The 16,100-nt window shown below is 66.7% G+C and carries 17 protein-coding genes; 10 read left to right on the top strand and 7 right to left on the bottom strand.

Going from position 1 to position 16,100, the window contains the following annotated elements; translation table 11 throughout:
- Positions 1 to 1,168: NAD(P)H-hydrate epimerase (locus JNL31_RS00945; protein ID WP_294968663.1), on the bottom strand; the 1,168-nt coding region annotated here is incomplete at its 3' end.
- A gap of 171 nt (positions 1,169 to 1,339) precedes the next feature.
- Between JNL31_RS00945 and JNL31_RS00950 the strand changes: the two genes are divergently transcribed.
- The 3 genes from JNL31_RS00950 to JNL31_RS00960 all read left to right on the top strand — a co-directional run bounded on the left by JNL31_RS00950 (position 1,340) and on the right by JNL31_RS00960 (position 4,132).
- Entirely contained in the window at positions 1,340 to 1,678 is a 339-nt protein-coding gene (locus JNL31_RS00950) for a P-II family nitrogen regulator (protein WP_294968666.1), read from the top strand.
- 93 nt (positions 1,679 to 1,771) lie between these two features.
- The gene (glnA, locus tag JNL31_RS00955; RefSeq protein WP_294968669.1) at positions 1,772 to 3,181 is read left to right on the top strand and encodes a type I glutamate--ammonia ligase; all 1,410 of its coding nucleotides are present in this window, start codon (positions 1,772 to 1,774) and stop codon (positions 3,179 to 3,181) included.
- 198 nt (positions 3,182 to 3,379) lie between these two features.
- The gene (locus JNL31_RS00960) at positions 3,380 to 4,132 is read left to right on the top strand and encodes a hypothetical protein (protein ID WP_294968672.1); all 753 of its coding nucleotides are present in this window, start codon (positions 3,380 to 3,382) and stop codon (positions 4,130 to 4,132) included.
- A gap of 189 nt (positions 4,133 to 4,321) precedes the next feature.
- Here JNL31_RS00960 and JNL31_RS00965 read toward each other — a convergent pair whose 3' ends face one another.
- Genes JNL31_RS00965 through JNL31_RS00975 form a run of 3 tightly spaced genes read right to left on the bottom strand, consistent with a single transcriptional unit; the run spans position 4,322 to position 6,590 of the window.
- On the bottom strand, positions 4,322 to 5,197 hold the full coding sequence (locus tag JNL31_RS00965; protein WP_294968675.1) for an alpha/beta hydrolase: 876 nt from the start codon (positions 5,195 to 5,197) through the stop codon (positions 4,322 to 4,324).
- Positions 5,197 to 5,796, bottom strand: a complete 600-nt coding sequence (locus JNL31_RS00970) for an NAD(P)H-dependent oxidoreductase (protein ID WP_294968678.1) — start codon at positions 5,794 to 5,796, stop codon at positions 5,197 to 5,199. The genes JNL31_RS00965 and JNL31_RS00970 overlap by 1 nt, the downstream gene beginning before the upstream one ends.
- Complete coding sequence (locus tag JNL31_RS00975) at positions 5,793 to 6,590, bottom strand: DUF3445 domain-containing protein (RefSeq protein ID WP_294968681.1); 798 nt, start codon at positions 6,588 to 6,590, stop codon at positions 5,793 to 5,795. Before JNL31_RS00975 ends, JNL31_RS00970 begins: the two co-directional genes overlap by 4 nt.
- A 123-nt stretch (positions 6,591 to 6,713) precedes the next feature.
- Here JNL31_RS00975 and dddP point away from each other — a divergent pair, with 123 nt between their 5' ends.
- Complete coding sequence (gene dddP / locus JNL31_RS00980) at positions 6,714 to 8,051, top strand: dimethylsulfonioproprionate lyase DddP (protein WP_294968683.1); 1,338 nt, start codon at positions 6,714 to 6,716, stop codon at positions 8,049 to 8,051.
- Positions 8,052 to 8,404: 353 nt separating this feature from the next.
- Here dddP and JNL31_RS00985 read toward each other — a convergent pair whose 3' ends face one another.
- A complete protein-coding gene (locus tag JNL31_RS00985; protein ID WP_294968686.1) occupies positions 8,405 to 8,743 on the bottom strand; it encodes a hypothetical protein in 339 nt (112 codons plus the stop codon).
- Between the two features lie 71 nt (positions 8,744 to 8,814).
- Positions 8,815 to 9,711, bottom strand: a complete 897-nt coding sequence (locus tag JNL31_RS00990) for an endonuclease/exonuclease/phosphatase family protein (RefSeq protein WP_294968689.1) — start codon at positions 9,709 to 9,711, stop codon at positions 8,815 to 8,817.
- Positions 9,712 to 9,918: 207 nt separating this feature from the next.
- Here JNL31_RS00990 and purB point away from each other — a divergent pair, with 207 nt between their 5' ends.
- The 4 genes from purB (at position 9,919) to JNL31_RS01010 (ending at position 13,180) form a co-directional block, all read left to right on the top strand.
- The gene (gene purB, locus JNL31_RS00995; RefSeq protein WP_294968691.1) at positions 9,919 to 11,223 is read left to right on the top strand and encodes an adenylosuccinate lyase; all 1,305 of its coding nucleotides are present in this window, start codon (positions 9,919 to 9,921) and stop codon (positions 11,221 to 11,223) included.
- 106 nt (positions 11,224 to 11,329) lie between these two features.
- Positions 11,330 to 11,863: a hypothetical protein gene (locus JNL31_RS01000; protein WP_294968694.1), complete on the top strand. Its 534-nt coding sequence runs from the start codon at positions 11,330 to 11,332 to the stop codon at positions 11,861 to 11,863.
- Positions 11,864 to 11,879: 16 nt separating this feature from the next.
- Positions 11,880 to 12,041: a hypothetical protein gene (locus JNL31_RS01005; RefSeq protein ID WP_294968697.1), complete on the top strand. Its 162-nt coding sequence runs from the start codon at positions 11,880 to 11,882 to the stop codon at positions 12,039 to 12,041.
- Between the two features lie 62 nt (positions 12,042 to 12,103).
- Positions 12,104 to 13,180, top strand: coding sequence for a FliG C-terminal domain-containing protein (locus tag JNL31_RS01010; protein ID WP_294968700.1), 1,077 nt, complete (start codon positions 12,104 to 12,106; stop codon positions 13,178 to 13,180).
- 86 nt (positions 13,181 to 13,266) lie between these two features.
- Here the strand turns inward: JNL31_RS01010 and JNL31_RS01015 are convergent, their stop codons facing one another.
- Positions 13,267 to 13,656, bottom strand: a complete 390-nt coding sequence (locus tag JNL31_RS01015; RefSeq protein WP_294968703.1) for a VOC family protein — start codon at positions 13,654 to 13,656, stop codon at positions 13,267 to 13,269.
- 300 nt (positions 13,657 to 13,956) lie between these two features.
- Here JNL31_RS01015 and JNL31_RS01020 point away from each other — a divergent pair, with 300 nt between their 5' ends.
- Together JNL31_RS01020 and JNL31_RS01025 are read left to right on the top strand one after the other, a co-directional pair.
- The gene (locus JNL31_RS01020; RefSeq protein ID WP_294968705.1) at positions 13,957 to 14,859 is read left to right on the top strand and encodes a DMT family transporter; all 903 of its coding nucleotides are present in this window, start codon (positions 13,957 to 13,959) and stop codon (positions 14,857 to 14,859) included.
- A complete protein-coding gene (locus tag JNL31_RS01025; protein ID WP_294968707.1) occupies positions 14,849 to 15,742 on the top strand; it encodes a lysophospholipid acyltransferase family protein in 894 nt (297 codons plus the stop codon). The genes JNL31_RS01020 and JNL31_RS01025 overlap by 11 nt, the downstream gene beginning before the upstream one ends.
- The last annotated feature ends 358 nt before the right edge of the window (positions 15,743 to 16,100 follow it).

Genomic DNA, 16,100 nt, shown 5'->3' on the forward strand with positions numbered 1-16,100 from the left:
GTCCGGCTTGTTGCTGGGGTGGGGGGGGTGTGGGTCGGGGGGGCGGGGGCGGCGCCCCCCCCCGCCGGGCGCCGCGCGCCCCCCCCCCGCCCGCGGCGCCCCCCCCCCCCCCCCCCCGACTCTCCAACGCCACCCCCACCAGCCCGGCCTCCCGCTCGCCGGTCCCCAACCCCGGCCCCACGCACAGCGCATTGATCCGTCCGTCCTCCAGCACCCCGGCCAGCGCAGCCGCATCCGCAACCCCCCGCAGCATCACCGCATCCAGCCGCGCGGCGTGCTCGGCGATGGCGCCGGGCGGACACCCCACCGTCACCACCCCCGCCCCGATCCGCAGCGCCCCCCGCGCCGAGAGCCGCGCCGCCCCGCCGCGACCGGAGGGGCCGGAGAGGATGAGAGCGTGGCCGTGGGAGTATTTGTGGCCCATACTCTTGCAGAGATGCGGACCGGGTCGCCCGATCAGCTCAACCCTTTCCCTCCCCTGAGCGTCAGACCCGCCCAACCCGATGTCTGACACGACAAGGGTCGAACAGTCATCCGGTCCAACGTCGAGGTAATGGCCGAGCTTTGCCCGATGGAATGTCACGGTGAGATCGGCCCTTCGCGGCCATTCAGTCAATTCCTTGCCGGAATCGGCACACAGTCCCGACGGGACGTCAACCGCGACATACCAGCCCACGCTTTCATCCAGTGTGTCGTTCAGGGCGTTCAGCAATGACTTCAGCGGTCCTTCGACGCGTCGCGTCAGGCCCGTCCCGAAAAGGGCATCGATCACCACCTGATCGTCATGTGGCGCGATCAGACCCGCCACGTCCTTCCATGCCTCCTCGCGGTCGAGTGGACGCACCTCCCCCATCCCCCGCCACCGCTCATAATTCACCCGCGCATCCGGCGGCATCCGCTCCGGGTCGCCGTAGAGGAAGACCTCCACCTCCCAGCCCCACTCCTTCAACAGCCGCGCGACCACGAACCCGTCGCCGCCGTTGTTGCCTGGCCCGCAGAGGACCACCGCCCGGTGCGAGGTGGCGCGCAGCTCCGGCCATTCCTCGAAGATCGCCTCGACCACGCCCCGCCCGGCGCGTTCCATCAGCTCCAGACCCGTGACCTCGCCCGAGGCAATCGCCGCCTGTTCAATGGCCCGCATCTGCGCGGCGGTCAGGAGTTCGGTCATGTTTTCAGCACCACAGTTTTCAAACTGCCCAACGGACGGGCGCATTGCATAAAAATTAGGCACGCCTCAAGGATTCCCCCGACAGCAGCCCGGAAGAAAACCCTGTCACATTGCCCCTCCCATAGGGAAGTGGTGAGAGGGGCAAAGACGGAACCGGGGGGAGTCGGCCCAATGAAGAAAGTCGAAGCGATCATCAAGCCGTTCAAGCTGGATGAGGTCAAGGAAGCGCTTCAGGAAGCCGGGATCCAGGGCCTGTCGGTCACCGAGGTCAAGGGCTTCGGCCGTCAGAAGGGCCATACCGAGCTTTACCGCGGCGCCGAATATGTCGTCGACTTCCTGCCCAAGGTGAAGATCGAGGTCGTCCTGACCGACGACATGGTCGACACCGCCGTCCAGGCGATTGTCTCGGCCGCGCGCACCGACAAGATCGGCGACGGCAAGATCTTCGTCACCCCCGTGGAACAGGCCATCCGCATCCGCACCGGCGAAACCGGCGATGATGCTGTCTGACGCGATGGTCCGGGAATTTTCGTCGAAAACCCCCGGACCTGACCCCAAACCGGGCCGCAAGCCCTAACCGCAACCAAACCGAAAGGCAGCATGATGAGCGCAGTCGCAAAAGCTCTGAAACTGATCAAGGACGAGGAGGTCGAATACGTCGACATCCGCTTCACCGACCCCAAGGGCAAGCTCCAGCACGTCACGCTGGTCTCGGACCTTGTGGACGAGGATTTCTTCGAGGAAGGCTTCATGTTCGACGGCTCGTCGATCGCGGGCTGGAAGTCGATCGACCAGTCCGACATGAAGCTGATGCCCGATGCGGCCTCGGTCTACCTGGACCCGTTCTACGCCGAGAAGACCCTCTGCGTGCATTGCAACGTGGTCGAGCCCGATACGGGTGAGGCCTATTCGCGCTGCCCGCGCCAGATAGCGCTGAAGGCGGAAGCCTACCTCAAGTCGTCGGGCATCGGTGACGCGTTCTACTGCGGCCCGGAAGCCGAGTTCTTCCTGTTCGACGACGTCCGCTATTCGGTGACCCCGCGCAAGGTGGCCTACGAGATCGACGCGGAAGCCGCCGCCTGGAACACCGACACCCCAACCGAGGGCGGCAACTACGGACATCGCGCGGGCCACAAGGGCGGCTACTTCCCGGTGAACCCGATCGACGAAGCCCAGGACATCCGGGGCGAGATGCTGTCCACGATGAAGCGGATGGGCATCAAGGTCGACAAGCACCACCACGAGGTCGCGACCTGCCAGCATGAGCTGGGGATGATCTTTGGCGGGCTGGTCGAACAGGCCGACAACATCCAGAAGTACAAATACGTCATCCACAACGTCGCGCATGCCTACGGCAAGACCGTGACCTTCATGCCGAAGCCGATGAAGGGCGACAACGGGTCGGGGATGCACGTCAACATGTCGATCTGGAAGGGCGGCAAGCCCTTGTTCGCGGGCGACAAGTATGCCGACCTCAGCCAGGAGGCGCTGTACTTCATCGGCGGGATCCTGAAGCACGCCAAGGCGCTGAACGCGCTGACGAACCCCGGCACGAACAGCTACAAGCGGCTGATCCCGGGCTTCGAGGCCCCCGTCCTGCGCGCGTATTCGGCCCGCAACCGCTCTGGCTGCGTCCGGATTCCGTGGACGGAATCGCCGAAGGCCAAGCGCGTGGAAGCCCGGTTCCCCGATCCGTCGGCGAACCCCTATCTGGCCTTTGCCGCGCTGCTGATGGCGGGCCTCGACGGGATCAAGAACAAGATCGACCCGGGTCCGGCGTCCGACAAGGACCTCTATGACCTGCCGCCGGAAGAACTGGCCGAAATCCCGACCGTCTGCGGTTCGCTCCGGGAAGCCCTGGAAGAGCTGGAGAAGGACATGGACTTCCTGCTGGCCGGCGACGTGTTCGACCGCGAGCAGCTGGAGGCCTATATGGCGCTGAAATGGGAGGAGGTGTACGCCTACGAGCATACCCCCCACCCGATCGAGTACCAGATGTACTATTCCTGCTGAGCCCGTCGGGACAGGGACACGGAAAGGGCGCCCGCGGGCGCCCTTTTTCGTTTCTGTCCACAGTGGACAAAATCGGAAACACAAGTCTTCTGAATGGGTTGCCTGCGGGCGTTAACCTTTTTGAAAGGTCCACCCACGGCAGTTGCCGGGCTGCGGTACCTGGGCTAACCTGCGGTTGCAAAGGGTGGCGGGAAGACCATGGCGGACAATCCCCTTCGGAAGAAGACCGGCAAGGAACGCCCGAAGATCTGGGCCTCGGGCGGGCAGCGGCCACCCTTCAAACTGCGCGCCCTGGGACGGGCGAGCCTGTATCTGTCGCGCGAGGGCGTGGCCGGGGTCCATGCATGGCTTGCCCGGAAAGCCCGCCGTGTGGCGATCAACGTCAAGAACGGCGCGGGGCGGATCCCGGCGGAAAAGCTGGGCCGGGCGGAGCGTTTTGTGCCGTCGCATCTTCGGGTGGCGGGCTGGATCAAAAACCTTGCCGCCACGCTCTCTCATGCCAGCGCCACCGCTGACGAAGACGTGACGCGGGGCAACGCGCTGGTGGCGGAGGTCGCGCCACATCTCTGGGGCGATCACCCCGCACCGGCCACGCCAGAACCCCCGTCCCCGATCCCCCATGACCCGGTCGATGCACCGCCCATCATCCTCGCCGAACCCTCGGCGCAAGAGGACGACCCGCTTGCCGCGATCCGCGACGAGATGGCCGCCCCGGCCCCGTCCGCCACAGGTGCGGCGGTGCGGAGTGCGCGGCCGCAGCGGGCCCCGGCGTCGACTGGCCCGGCACTGCCCCCTGCCCCGCCCGGCCCGGTCGCCGAAGGCGCGATCCAGGTCATGGGATATCTGATCGGCTGGGCCTCGATCCTTGTCGCCCTGCCCTACGGCCTGGGCCGGGCGCTCTGGCTCTGGGCCAGCGGGCGGGATCTTAAGACCATCGGTGCCGGGGACTGAGTGCCGCGCGGGTCGGGACGCCTGTCAAATTGAGCGCTGACGCGCGAAGTCCTTTTGTCTCATGGTCTTGCGTGAAGACCGCAAGACCGCTCGGGCCGCGACATGGGGCTTGAACCAGTGGCGCCACCATGTCGCACTCCGGCGGGGATATTTGGTGCCAGGTGAAAGGGCTCGATTGGGTTTCGGAGATCAGCCGAGCGCCTCTCCCACGAAGGCCAGCACATCGGCCTTGACCTCGCCGGTCTCAAAGGCCGCACCGCCATGGCCTGCGCCGGGGACGAGCTTGTAATCGATGCTCGCATTTGGATCAGCGGCAAGCCAGGCCTCACGCAGGCGGCGGGCCTGCAGGTCGGCGACCATGGTATCGGCATCGCCATGCCGGATCAGGAGCGGCGGCAGCGGTTCGCGCATCCGGTCGAGCCGCGCAAGCGGGCTGGCGGCATGGGCAGCCGCGCGCTTTTCCCCGACGGCAAAGCCGAGCAAGCGGCTTTCGGGACTGGCCGCATCATCCGCCGGTCCCCGCGCCGGGCTCCGGCCCAGGGTCCGCAGATCGGCATCGAGCGTCGAGAAATCCATCGGACCGTAGAGGCTGACCACCCCCTTCGGCGGCAGGCCGACCTCGACCAGGCTGAGCGCGGTATTGACCGCCAGATAGGCCCCCGCCCCCTGCCCCATCAGCACCATGCGCGCGGGGTCGAGGCCGAGCTCGGCGCCATTCCGTTGCAGATGCACCACCGCCGCCAGCGCATCGTCGGCCTGGGTCGGCCATTTTGCCTGGTCCGAGGTCCGGGTGTTCACCCGCACCACGGCAATCCCGGCTTCCAGCCACTCGGGCCAAACCGTTACATCATCCTTGTCGCCGGTCGCGAAGTCGCCGCCATGGAATATCACCAGCACCGGGGCCGCATCGGTCGCGCGCGGATAGGCGACGTCAAGCAACTGCGCCGGATCGCCACCATATTCCAGTTCTACCCCTCCCGGCCTGCGCAGGCGCCAGAGGGCCACGCCCCCCGCCGCCGCCGCGACACCACCGATCAGCAGGGTTCTTCGGATCAGTCCGGGCATCACAGTCTCCGTTGCAATCTGTGGATGTCGGCGGCGAGGGTCGCCTCGAAACGGGCAAGCCTGCCACCCGCCACCGACTCGGCCGTGTAAAGCGCGCGCCAGCCGAGGCGGGCCTGCGGCGCGCAAGGCTTCACGATGGCCAGCCGCAGGATGCGCCGGACAGGCCGACGCAGGACCAGCCAGTCGATCCAGGCCGGGGCACCCATCGTGGTGACGGCCAGAACCTCGCGCAGATCATTCAGCCGGGGCAGCATCGGGCCGAAGCCGGGGGAGTGGTCGAAGGCGGTGCCCGGCGCCCAGACCCGGTCGAACCAGCCCTTCAGGATGGCCGGGAAGCCGAACCACCAGGTCGGGAAGACCAGGATCAGCACCTGGGCCGCCGCGAGTTCGGCCTTTTCAGCGGCCAGCGTCGCGGGCGGATCGCCGTAGTAGGAGGCCCGTTCCTGCGGAGCAAGGCGCGGGTCGAACCCTTCCGCGTAAAGGTCGCGGCGCGTGACCTGCCAGCCCGCGGCCCGGGCCTGCGCTTCGACCGTCGCGGCGAGGCGCGCATTCAGGCTGCCATCCAGCGGATGCGCGAAGACCAGCAGGCAGCGGGTCAATGCACCGCCTCGCGCAGCGCTGCCAGGTTCTCGGGCGTGACGGTGCCCGCCTCGACGACATAGGTGTGGATGGTGAAGACCACCGCCTTCGTCACCGGCAGGCGCAGAAGGCACTGGCGCTCGCAGCGGATGAAGACATGGTCGGTCGGCTGCGGCCGCTTCTCGCCCTCGCGCCGGGGCTGGTGCAGCACGAAATCGTCATAGGTCAGGTAGTTCATCCGCCAGAGCGGCTGCTCGGGCCGGATCGCGTCGAAGAGGCGCGCCACGCGCCTGGCCACATCGGCATCATAGACCGCGACCGGGTCATGGATGCCGGTCAGCGCCCGGCCAAGCTTTTGCGCCAGGGTCCAACTGGCCGGAAAGCAGAGAACGCCGCCGGTCAGCCGGTATTCATCGCCCTCGCGCTCCATCAGGCAGAGATCCTCCTGCACGAGGCGACCGAGGGTCAAGAGCGGCTTGCCGGGGTTCAATGGGACGGTCGCGCCATCGGGTCGGGTGACGCTGTCATCGCCGATGCGAAAGCCCGGCGCCGCGCGCAGCCAGTCGAGCGTTGCGGCGTAAAGCTCGGCCGCGGCCGGATGGGCTTCGGGCAGCAGACCGTGGACGACATCGGGCTGCGCCGCGATCAGGCGATCCCGCAGCGCCATCTGCGCGCCGTAGGCCTCGTCGATGCGCAGCCAATCCTGCCCCTCGACCGGCAGGATGCCCGGCAGGCGGCGGGTGCGCGGGTCGATCCAGGGCAGAAGCGGCAGGCGGTCCTGCAGGATGGGCTGGTCTTGCATCGGGTTCGTCATGCCGGGTCTTTGACCATGGGGCGCGACCGGCTGCAACCGGGCGGTTTGCGACGGCGCATGTCGCGGGCGGCATAGGCGGGGGATTGCCGGGCGGGGCAGTCTGGACCGGACAGGGAGAGACCGATGACCAGCTATCACCGCGACAGCCGCAAGATCGACCCCACGCGCGGGGATCGCCTGGGCGACGGGACGCCGAACGAGAATGACCGGGTCGAGATCGGGCCGACGCAACTGGCCTACGGCGAATGGGCGGCGGCGGGGTTGGTCTTGCCGGACCTTGGCCGGATGCGGCACGACCGCTGGGCGAAGCTGGTGGCGGGTCTGGTGGCACGGGACTACGGCGGGCTTCTGATGTTCGATCCCTTGAACATCCGCTACGCGACCGACACGACGAACATGCAGCTCTGGAACACGCACAACCCGTTCCGGGCCTGCCTTCTGTGTGCCGACGGGCACATGGTGATGTGGGAATACAAGAACTCGCCCTTCCTGGTGACGTTCAACCCCTTGGTGAAGGAGCTGCGCTCGGGGGCGACCTTCTTCTACAACTCCACCGGCGACCGGGGGGTGGACGCTGCGCGGGGCTTTGCGGCGCAGGTGGACGAGGTGATGCGGGCGCACGCGGGGACGAACCGGCGGCTGGCGGTGGACAAGATCATGGTCCATGGCCTGCGGGCGCTGGAGGCGGCGGGGTTCACGGTCGAGGAAGGCGAGGAGGTGACGGAACGGGTCCGCGCGGTGAAGACGCCGGACGAGGTCCTGGCGATGCGCTGCGCCCATCATGCCTGCGAGGCGGGGATTGCCGAGATGGAGGCCTTCACGCGGGCGGCGGTGCCTTCGGGCAAGGTATCGGAGGACGCGATCTGGGCGGAGCTGCATGCGGCGAACATCCGCCGCGGCGGGGAATGGATCGAGACGCGGCTGCTGGCGTCGGGGCCCCGGACGAACCCTTGGTTCCAGGAATGCGGGCCGCGGCTGGTGCAGCCGGAGGAGATCGTCGCTTTTGATACCGACCTGATCGGCTGTTACGGCTTCTGCATCGACATCTCCCGCACCTGGTGGGTGGGCGACAACCGCCCCTCGAACGCGATGGTCAGCGCTTTCCACCACGCGCTTGACCATATCGCCGACCACAAGGCCCGGCTGAAACCCGGCGTGACCATCGAGGAGCTGGTGATGCAGGGGCACCAGTTGGCCCCGGAATACTGGGCGCAGAAGTATTCCTGCAAGATGCACGGGGTCGGGCTTTGCGACGAATGGCCCTATGTCCATTACCCGGACGGCTGGATGCCGGGGGCGTTCGACGCCGCGCTGGAACCGGGGATGGTGCTCTGCGTCGAGGCGCTGGTCTCGCCCGAGGGGGGCAGCTTCTCGATCAAGCTGGAGGATCAGGTGCTGATCACGGAGACGGGGTGCGAGACGCTGACGCGCTATCCGTTCGATGAGCGGTTGATGGGTTAGGGGTCCAGATGCTCGCAACACTCGTCGCTGGCTGCGGGCCAGCGGGACCGAGTTGCAGCCTGCCTGCATTTCCCCGGATGATCCGCCTTCCTGCATCGCCTGCCGGCACAGCGGGGACGTGGTGATGATGACATACTCTGCGGCCTGCCGCTGTCCCCATGGCAGAAGCGCGCCCATGGTCTCCCTGCCGATCGCAGGCTGATCGGTCCACCACACCCGCGCGCGACTTCGTTTTCTGGTCGTATGCCCTGCGCAAGCGTCGTGGCCGGAGGCCAGGTCTTAACAAATCCCTGACGCCCGCGACCAACCCATTGATATCTCTGGATCACCCATCCTTGTCCACCGTGGACACATCAAAGGTCCTGATACCGTCCCACCGTCACCTTCCCGCCCGTTCTGGTGAACCGCACGTCCAGCCCCTTTGCCTCGACCCCGTAGCAGGCGGCCACGTCCGATGGCGGCCAGGTGGAGCAGTAGCGACCGCCCTCCACCCACCACTTGCCCCAAGCTTCGCCTCCCCCGGCCTCATAGAGCGTCCGGCCATCCTGGAAGAAATTCTGCGTCGAGCCGTCTTCATATCGCAGGACGCGGGCCGCCAGTGCGGCAGTGATCCCGGCATTGTCCAGCACATGCCAATCTTCGGCCCGGGCCGGAGAGACAAGACAAACGGCAAGCAGAGCGGATCGCAGCATGGAAGCCTCCTCCACGGATGGCGCAGCCTACCTGCCCGCCCGGCCGACCCGCCAGTCACCTGCGCGTGAGATCAGATCACCACCTGCGCCAGCAGCCCCAGGTGGTCGGACCCCGCCGCGGGGCGCAGCGTCACCTTTCCGCCGCCGGTGGCGAAGATGTGGTCGATGGGAAGGGGCAGGACGCGCGACAGGCCGATGTAGCTGCCGAGCATCGGGCCTGCCGCCCGGACGCCCAGCACCTCGGCCATTTGCGTCACCGAGTTTGCCCAGCGCACCATGTTGAAATCGCCCGCCATGATTGCCGGTCCCTGCAACTTGTCGAGGATCGGCAGCAGGAGGCGCACATGGTCGGACTGGCCGTAGGGCCAGGGCCAGTGCAGATGCACCGAGACGATCCAGAAACGTTCCGGAAAGTCGGCGGTTCCGCCCACGACCTGCATGGCGGCAAGGCCGGGACCGCAGAAGGCCGTGCCGTCGACCGGAGGCAGCCGCGTCAGAATCGCCTCGCCGCCGATCCGCGACCCGGGGCAAAGGAGCTGGTGCGGATATGCATCTTTCAAACCCTCCATCCAGGCCCGATTTTCCGGCAGAACCTCTTGCAGGGTAACGATGGCGGGGTTCGCGGCACGGATGTCCTCGGCAAGCGCCGGAAGCGCGGCGTTCCGGAACAGCACATTCTTCTGGTAGACGGTGTAGGACCCCGGCAGCCCCGGCCAGGAATAGGCCAGCAGCACCTGCCCCCCGGTCAACATGGCCAGCAGCATCGAGACGAAGGCCGCCATCCGGAGCCCGGCGAAACTGGCCGCGACCGCCAGCACCAGCACCGCCGCTGCCGCAAACCCGCGGCCGACCGACAGCGAATCGCCCAGGGGATGCAGCCAGCCCAGATAGCCCGCAGCCAGCGCAAGCACCGACAGGCAAAGCGCCACTCCGATCAGCTGTTGCCAGATCCTGCCTGTGTCTTCCATCCACATCCCTTTCCGCCAGGCGTTCCGGCGGTATTCGGCCTTTCCGTTCCCATTAGCCCGATCACTACGGCATAAATGCGTTGCGGCTTTGGCAACAGTTCGATCTTTCATCCTCCGACAATCGCGAAGTTCCGCGTCGGCCTCACGCCTTGCACCCCTGCCGCCCACGGCGTAAGGGGGCGCGACATTTCCCGTCCGGAGGCCCCGATGATCCCGCGCTATTCCCGCCCCGAAATGGTGGCGATCTGGTCCCCGGAAACCCGCTTCAGGATCTGGTTCGAGATCGAGGCCCATGCCTGCGACGCGCAGGCCGCGTTGGGCGTGATCCCGAAAGCCAATGCCGAAGCCGTCTGGCGCGCGAAGGACGTGGAGTTCAGTGTTGCCCGGATCGACGAGATCGAGGCGGTGACGAAGCATGACGTGATCGCCTTCCTGACCCATCTTGCCGAACATATCGGCGCCGAGGATGCGCGCTTCGTGCATCAGGGAATGACCTCGTCGGACGTCCTGGACACCACGCTCAACATCCAGCTCTGCCGTGCGGCGGACCTGTTGCTGAAAGGTCTCGACCGGGTGCTGGCGGCGCTGAAGGTCAGGGCCTTCGAATACAAGGACACCCCGCGCATCGGCCGCAGCCACGGCATCCACGCCGAGCCGATCACCATGGGGCTGACCTTCGCGCGCTTCCATGCCGAGATGTCGCGGAACCGCGCCCGGCTGGTGGCAGCGCGGGCGGAAGTGGCGACCGGGGCAATCTCGGGCGCGGTCGGCACCTTCGCCAACATCGACCCGGCGGTCGAGGAACATGTCTGCAAGATGCTGGGCCTGACGCCCGAACCGATCTCGACCCAGGTCATCCCGCGCGACCGCCACGCGATGTTCTTCGCGACTCTCGGTGTGATCGCGTCCAGCATCGAAAACGTCGCCATCGAGATCCGCCACATGCAGCGGACCGAGGTGCTGGAAGCGGAGGAGTTCTTCTCGCCCGGCCAGAAGGGCTCCAGCGCCATGCCGCACAAGCGCAACCCGGTGCTGACCGAAAACCTCACCGGCCTCGCGCGGCTGGTGCGGATGGCCGTCGTCCCGGCGCTGGAGAACGTGGCGCTCTGGCATGAGCGCGACATCAGCCATTCCAGCGTGGAACGGATGATCGGCCCGGATGCGACGATCACGCTCGACTTCGCGCTGCACCGGCTGGCCGGGGTGGTGGAAAAGCTGGTGGTCTACCCGGAAAACATGCTGAAGAACCTCAACAAGTTCAAAGGCCTGGTGATGAGCCAGCGCGTTCTGCTGGCCCTGACCCAGGCCGGTGTCAGCCGCGAGGACAGCTACCGCCTGGTGCAACGGAACGCGATGAAGGTCTGGGAGAAGGGCGCGGATTTCAAGACCGAGCTTCTGGCCGACCCCGAGGTCACGGCGGCGCTGTCCCCCGCCGAAATCGAGGAGAAGTTCGACCTCGGCTACCACACCAAGCACGTCGACACGATCTTCGCGCGCGTTTTCGGCGAATAGGCGCGTCACGGAAGCGTGATCGACCGCTTCCGACCGGTCGCGACTTTCCCCCCTTGCCGTCGGGTCAATCGTGCTACCTTTCGGGAAAGTGCCGAAAGGAACGCCCATGCGCATGATCCTTGCCGCAGCCCTGGCCCTGGCCCCGCAGATCGCCCTTGCGGTCGGGACGGACGACAGCCAGCCGCCGAAACCCACGGAAACCACGACCGAATGCGAAAAGGGCATGGTCTGGGATGAGAAGACCAAGACCTGCGTCAAGGCGGAAGATTCCAGCCTGAACGACGACCAGCGCTTCGGCGCGGTGCGCGAACTAGCCTATGCCGGGCGCTACGACGAGGCCACGGCAGTCCTTGCCGCGATGCGCGAGGGCGAGACGAGCCGGGTGATGACCTATCGCGGCTTCCTCCTGCGCCAGACCGGCCATGTCGAGGAAGGCATCGCCGCCTATGAGCGCGCCATCGCGATGGACCCCTCGAATATCCTGGCCCGCAGCTATTACGGCCAGCTTCTCGTCCAGATGGACGAACTTGCGCTGGCCGGGGACCAGTTGGCCCAGATCCGCGCCCATGGCGGTACGGGCACCTGGGCGGAAGAAGCCCTCTCGAATGCCATCAGGACCGGAGTGACCTACACCTTCTAGCACAGCGGAGGATCCCATGAAGATAGCCACAGCCCTGGCCGTCCTGGCCATCAGCCTTCTGCCTGGCCTCGCCCTTGCCGAATGCATGGGCCACCCGGACGAGACCGCTGCAAGCTGCATGCCAGGCATGGTCTGGGACGAAGGTTCCGGCACTTGCGTCGAGAAACCGACCAGCTGACGTCAAGCCCGCGTTAACCCGGGCCTGTCACGGTTCCCCGGACAGGAATCGATGAGGACCCGATGCCGCAGGACATGGTGCCGCTTGCCCGGATCACCCCGGAACGCCGGGTTGTCGCGGTCCCTCCCCTGCCGAAGCGGGTGCTGACCCCGCGGCAGAAGGCGGCGGTGATCGTGCGCTACCTGCTGACCGAAGGGACCTCGCTGCCGCTGTCGTCGTTGCCCGAACACATGCAGGCCGCCTTGGCCGAACAGATGGGCCAGATGCGGCTGGTCGACCGCACCACGCTGGACGACGTGGTCGCCGAATTCCTGGCGGAACTGGAATCGATCGGCCTCGCCTTCCCCGGTGGGATCGAGGGGGCGCTTTCCATGATGGACGGCCATATCTCGCAATCCGCGGCCCAGCGGCTCAGGCGGATGTCCTCGACCTCGTCGAAGATCGACCCGTGGGAGCGGATCACCGCGCTCCCGCCCGACCGGCTGCTGCCGATCCTCGTGAACGAGGCGGTGGAGGTCGGCGCGGTGATGCTGTCGAAGCTGCCGGTGGCCAAGGCGGCGGAGCTTCTGGGCAAGCTGCCGGGCGAAAGGGCGCGGCGGGTGGCCTATGCGGTATCGATGACCGGAAATGTCGACCCGGAAACCGTGCGCCGGATCGGGGCGGCATTGCTTGCGGAACTCGACAACCAGCCGCCCCGCGCCTTCGACCAGGGGCCGGTGGAACGGGTGGGCGCGATCCTGAACGTCTCGCCCACGCTGACCCGCGACGACGTGCTTCAGGGGCTGGAGGCCGAGGATGCCGCCTTCGCCGCCGAGGTCCGGAAGGCGATCTTCACCTTCACCCATATCCCGGCGCGGCTCAATCCGCGCGATGCGCCGAAGATCACCCGCCTCGTGGAGCAGCCGCAGCTGGTGACAGCGCTTGCTGCTGCTATGGGCAAGCCGGGGCTGGAGGAGGCGGCGGAGTTCATCCTGCAGAACATCTCGCAGCGCCTGGCCCAGGGCCTGCGCGAGGAGATGGGCGCCCGCGGCCGCGTCAAGGACAAGGACGCCGAGGAAGCGATGACCGCCATCATCGGTGCGATCCGCACGCTGGAGACGAGCGGGGAGATCACACTGGTACAGCCGGAGGAGGAGTAGGCGGAGGCGATCCGGTAGTGGGCATCGTGGCGCAGTGCGGTTGGCAGCGGCGGATGTCCCAGCTATTGCCTCGCCGATGAGGATGCTCACATCGCGGGGGTGTCCAGTCGCCATGGCGGGAAACGCCTGTCAGCCCCGGCATGGAAGAGGCAGAGCCGGTTCCCCGTCGGGTCGACGAAATGGGCTTCGCGCCAGCGCCAGCTCTGGTCGGTAGGCGGGGTTTGGAACGCAATGCCGACCGCACAAAGTTCGGCATAGCGCCGATCCAGATCGTCCACTTCGAAATACAGGACGACATCGCCGGGATGCGCAGTGCTGTCCTCATAGAGGGAAAGGGTGGTCGACCCCGACGGAAGCTCGAAGCGGGCATAGCAGGCTTCGGCATTGCGGACGATCGGCGTCAGTCCCAATGCGGCATAGAAGGCGACACTTTCATCGAGATCCCGCACCGGGATCGCGATCTGATTGAGATCCATGCCAGTCCTGTCCCCGTGGAGGTCACACCGCCTTCAGCTTCGCGACAATCCTTGGGAGGGCAAGCATTCGGTTCCGGCGGTGAACCGTGGCCGACCGTGCCGGAAGCGGACAGCTGACGACTTCGAGCACCAGTTTTCTGTGAAAACTGCTTTCAGCGACGCACCGGAGAAACCCTGATTCTTCGCAGAAGAATCGTGCTTCCGAACTTTCGGCAAGCGCGTTTCCGGCAGACCTGTTCCGCAGATCACCGTTCACGCCCCGCCCTTGCAGCCCCTGCCGACACCCCCTACAACCGCCCCATGTCCGCCGCCCCCACCTCCCAAGTCACGCGCGGCGTGGCGTTGATGATCCTCGCGATCTTCCTTTTCACGTCAATGGACGCCACCGCAAAGGGGCTTATCGAGCGCTACCCCGCACCGCAGGTGATCTGGGTGCGCTTCGCCGGGCAACTGACGCTGGTTCTCCTGATCCTGCGTCACCGCCTGGGTCCGGTCCTGCGCACCCGGTTCCCGGTGCTGCATTTCTGGCGCTCGGCCTCGCAGTTCGGAGCGACCACCTTCTTCTTCCTGTCGCTGCCCTATGTCGGGCTTGCCGAGGCCACCGCGATTGCCGATCTGAATCCGGTCCTCATCACACTGGGCGCGGCTCTCTTCCTTGGCGAAAGGCTCGGGCCAAGGCGCATTGCGGGGGTCATCGTCGCCCTGATCGGCGCGCTGGTGGTGATCCGGCCGGGCGCCGGGGTCTTCACCTGGTGGGCACTGCTGCCCCTTTGCTGCGCGCTGTCCTACGCGACCAGCGCCCTGCTGACCCGCCGGATCGGCGCGCAGGAAAGCGTCTGGGCCTCGATGATCTACGCCGCCCTGTTCGGCAGCATCGTTGCAGGCGCCGCCCTGCCCTTCGTCTGGCAGCCGGTCGCCACCGAAGACCTGTGGAAATTCGGGCTGATCGCCTGCCTTGGCACCGGGGCGCAGCTTTGCATCATCCGCAGCTTTTCCATCACCGAGGCCGGGATCGTCGCGCCTTTCGCCTATCTCGGCATCGTCTTCGCCACCTGCTGGGGTGCCGTGCTCTACGGCCAGTGGCCCGACCGCTGGACGGTGATCGGCGCGCTTGTGATCGTGGGGGCCGGTCTTTATGTCTGGCATCGCGAAACCCGGGCGCTGAGCGCGCGCCCCGAAATCACGGGCTCCGATGCCGTCTGAAGGCGATGCTCTCCCTGCGTTCCGGCCCGACCATTTCCTGGTCAACCTCGCAGCGCGGGGGCTGATCGGTCTGGCGCTGGCGCTGCCCTATCCGTGGCGCGTCCGCTTTGTCGGATGGCTTATGCGGCGGGTGATCGGGCCTCTCGCGGGATACGGTACGCGGGCAAGGGAAAATCTGGCGTTGATCTGGCCCGAAAAGCCCGAGGCGGAACGCGCAGCCATCGCGGCCGCGTCGCTCGACAATGCGGGGCGGACGCTGATCGAGAACTACTCGACGCGCGCCTTCCTGGATCGGGCCAAGGGGATCGAGCCGGAAGGCCCCGGCTACGGCGCGCTGATCGAGGCGCGCAATGCCCGGCGCCCGGTGATCCTGGTCTCTGGCCATTTCGGCAATTACGAGGCGGCGCGGGCGGCCCTTGTCGCGCGCGGCTTCGACATCGGCGGGCTCTACCGGAACCTGTCGAACCGCTATTTCAACGCGCATTACGTCCGCACCATGCAGGCCTTCGGGGGACCGGTGTTTCCGCAAGGCCGGGCGGGGACCGCGGGTTTCGTGCGGCATCTGAAGGACGGCGGGCAACTGGTGCTTTTGTTCGACCAGGACGTGCCCGGCGCTCCGGTGCTGCCCTTCCTCGGCCATCCGGCGCGCACGGCACTTTCAGCGGCGGAACTGGCGCTGCGGCTGAAGGCAGACCTGATCCCGTTCTTTGCCATCCGCCAGCCGGACGGTCTGAGCTTCCGGGTCGAACTGGACGTGCCAGTCCCGCCCAGCGACCCCGAGACGATGATGCGCGCAGTGACAGTGGCGCTGGAGACGCGCATTCTCGCGCATCCCGGCCAGTGGTTCTGGATTCACCGCCGCTGGAAGGGTGGCAAGGCATAGCAGGCGTCTTTTCGAGCGTCTCTTGTTTTCAATGGCTTGTCTGCGGACGTTCGGCAATTGCAACCGTCTGGCGTCGGCTCGGACAGGGGCGGCTTTCGAGTTGAGCGCTGACGCGCAAGCCTCTTGTTTCGCCTCTGGCGCAAGCGCCAACCGGCTCGGGCACTTGGGGGTTTTGCACCCCCAAACCCCCCGCAGGATACTTGAGCCAGGTGAAAGATGGGGATGCTGGATCAGGCCCTGCGAGGCGGAACCTGTCCCAGGAGGCCGACTTCGCGCGCCCGGTTGGGGCGAAGGTAGGCCCAATTCAGGAACGCGGCGGGGACGCCGATCACGAGACCCGCGAGCGCAGCCCAGAGGA

The sequence above is a fragment of the Tabrizicola sp. genome (assembly GCF_016792905.1).
Taxonomy (GTDB): Bacteria; Pseudomonadota; Alphaproteobacteria; order Rhodobacterales; family Rhodobacteraceae; genus Tabrizicola.

Excerpts from the sequence above, each read along its gene's own strand:
- JNL31_RS00950 (WP_294968666.1), top strand. The coding sequence starts at position 1,340 with ATGAAGAAAGTCGAAGCGATCATCAAGCCGTTCAAGCTGGATGAGGTC.
- glnA (WP_294968669.1), top strand. The coding sequence starts at position 1,772 with ATGAGCGCAGTCGCAAAAGCTCTGAAACTGATCAAGGACGAGGAGGTC.
- JNL31_RS00960 (WP_294968672.1), top strand. The coding sequence starts at position 3,380 with ATGGCGGACAATCCCCTTCGGAAGAAGACCGGCAAGGAACGCCCGAAG.
- JNL31_RS00965 (WP_294968675.1), bottom strand. The coding sequence starts at position 5,197 with ATGCCCGGACTGATCCGAAGAACCCTGCTGATCGGTGGTGTCGCGGCG.
- JNL31_RS00975 (WP_294968681.1), bottom strand. The coding sequence starts at position 6,590 with ATGACGAACCCGATGCAAGACCAGCCCATCCTGCAGGACCGCCTGCCG.
- dddP (WP_294968683.1), top strand. The coding sequence starts at position 6,714 with ATGACCAGCTATCACCGCGACAGCCGCAAGATCGACCCCACGCGCGGG.
- JNL31_RS00985 (WP_294968686.1), bottom strand. The coding sequence starts at position 8,743 with ATGCTGCGATCCGCTCTGCTTGCCGTTTGTCTTGTCTCTCCGGCCCGG.
- JNL31_RS00990 (WP_294968689.1), bottom strand. The coding sequence starts at position 9,711 with ATGGAAGACACAGGCAGGATCTGGCAACAGCTGATCGGAGTGGCGCTT.
- purB (WP_294968691.1), top strand. The coding sequence starts at position 9,919 with ATGATCCCGCGCTATTCCCGCCCCGAAATGGTGGCGATCTGGTCCCCG.
- JNL31_RS01000 (WP_294968694.1), top strand. The coding sequence starts at position 11,330 with ATGCGCATGATCCTTGCCGCAGCCCTGGCCCTGGCCCCGCAGATCGCC.
- JNL31_RS01005 (WP_294968697.1), top strand. The coding sequence starts at position 11,880 with ATGAAGATAGCCACAGCCCTGGCCGTCCTGGCCATCAGCCTTCTGCCT.
- JNL31_RS01010 (WP_294968700.1), top strand. The coding sequence starts at position 12,104 with ATGCCGCAGGACATGGTGCCGCTTGCCCGGATCACCCCGGAACGCCGG.
- JNL31_RS01015 (WP_294968703.1), bottom strand. The coding sequence starts at position 13,656 with ATGGATCTCAATCAGATCGCGATCCCGGTGCGGGATCTCGATGAAAGT.
- JNL31_RS01020 (WP_294968705.1), top strand. The coding sequence starts at position 13,957 with ATGTCCGCCGCCCCCACCTCCCAAGTCACGCGCGGCGTGGCGTTGATG.
- JNL31_RS01025 (WP_294968707.1), top strand. The coding sequence starts at position 14,849 with ATGCCGTCTGAAGGCGATGCTCTCCCTGCGTTCCGGCCCGACCATTTC.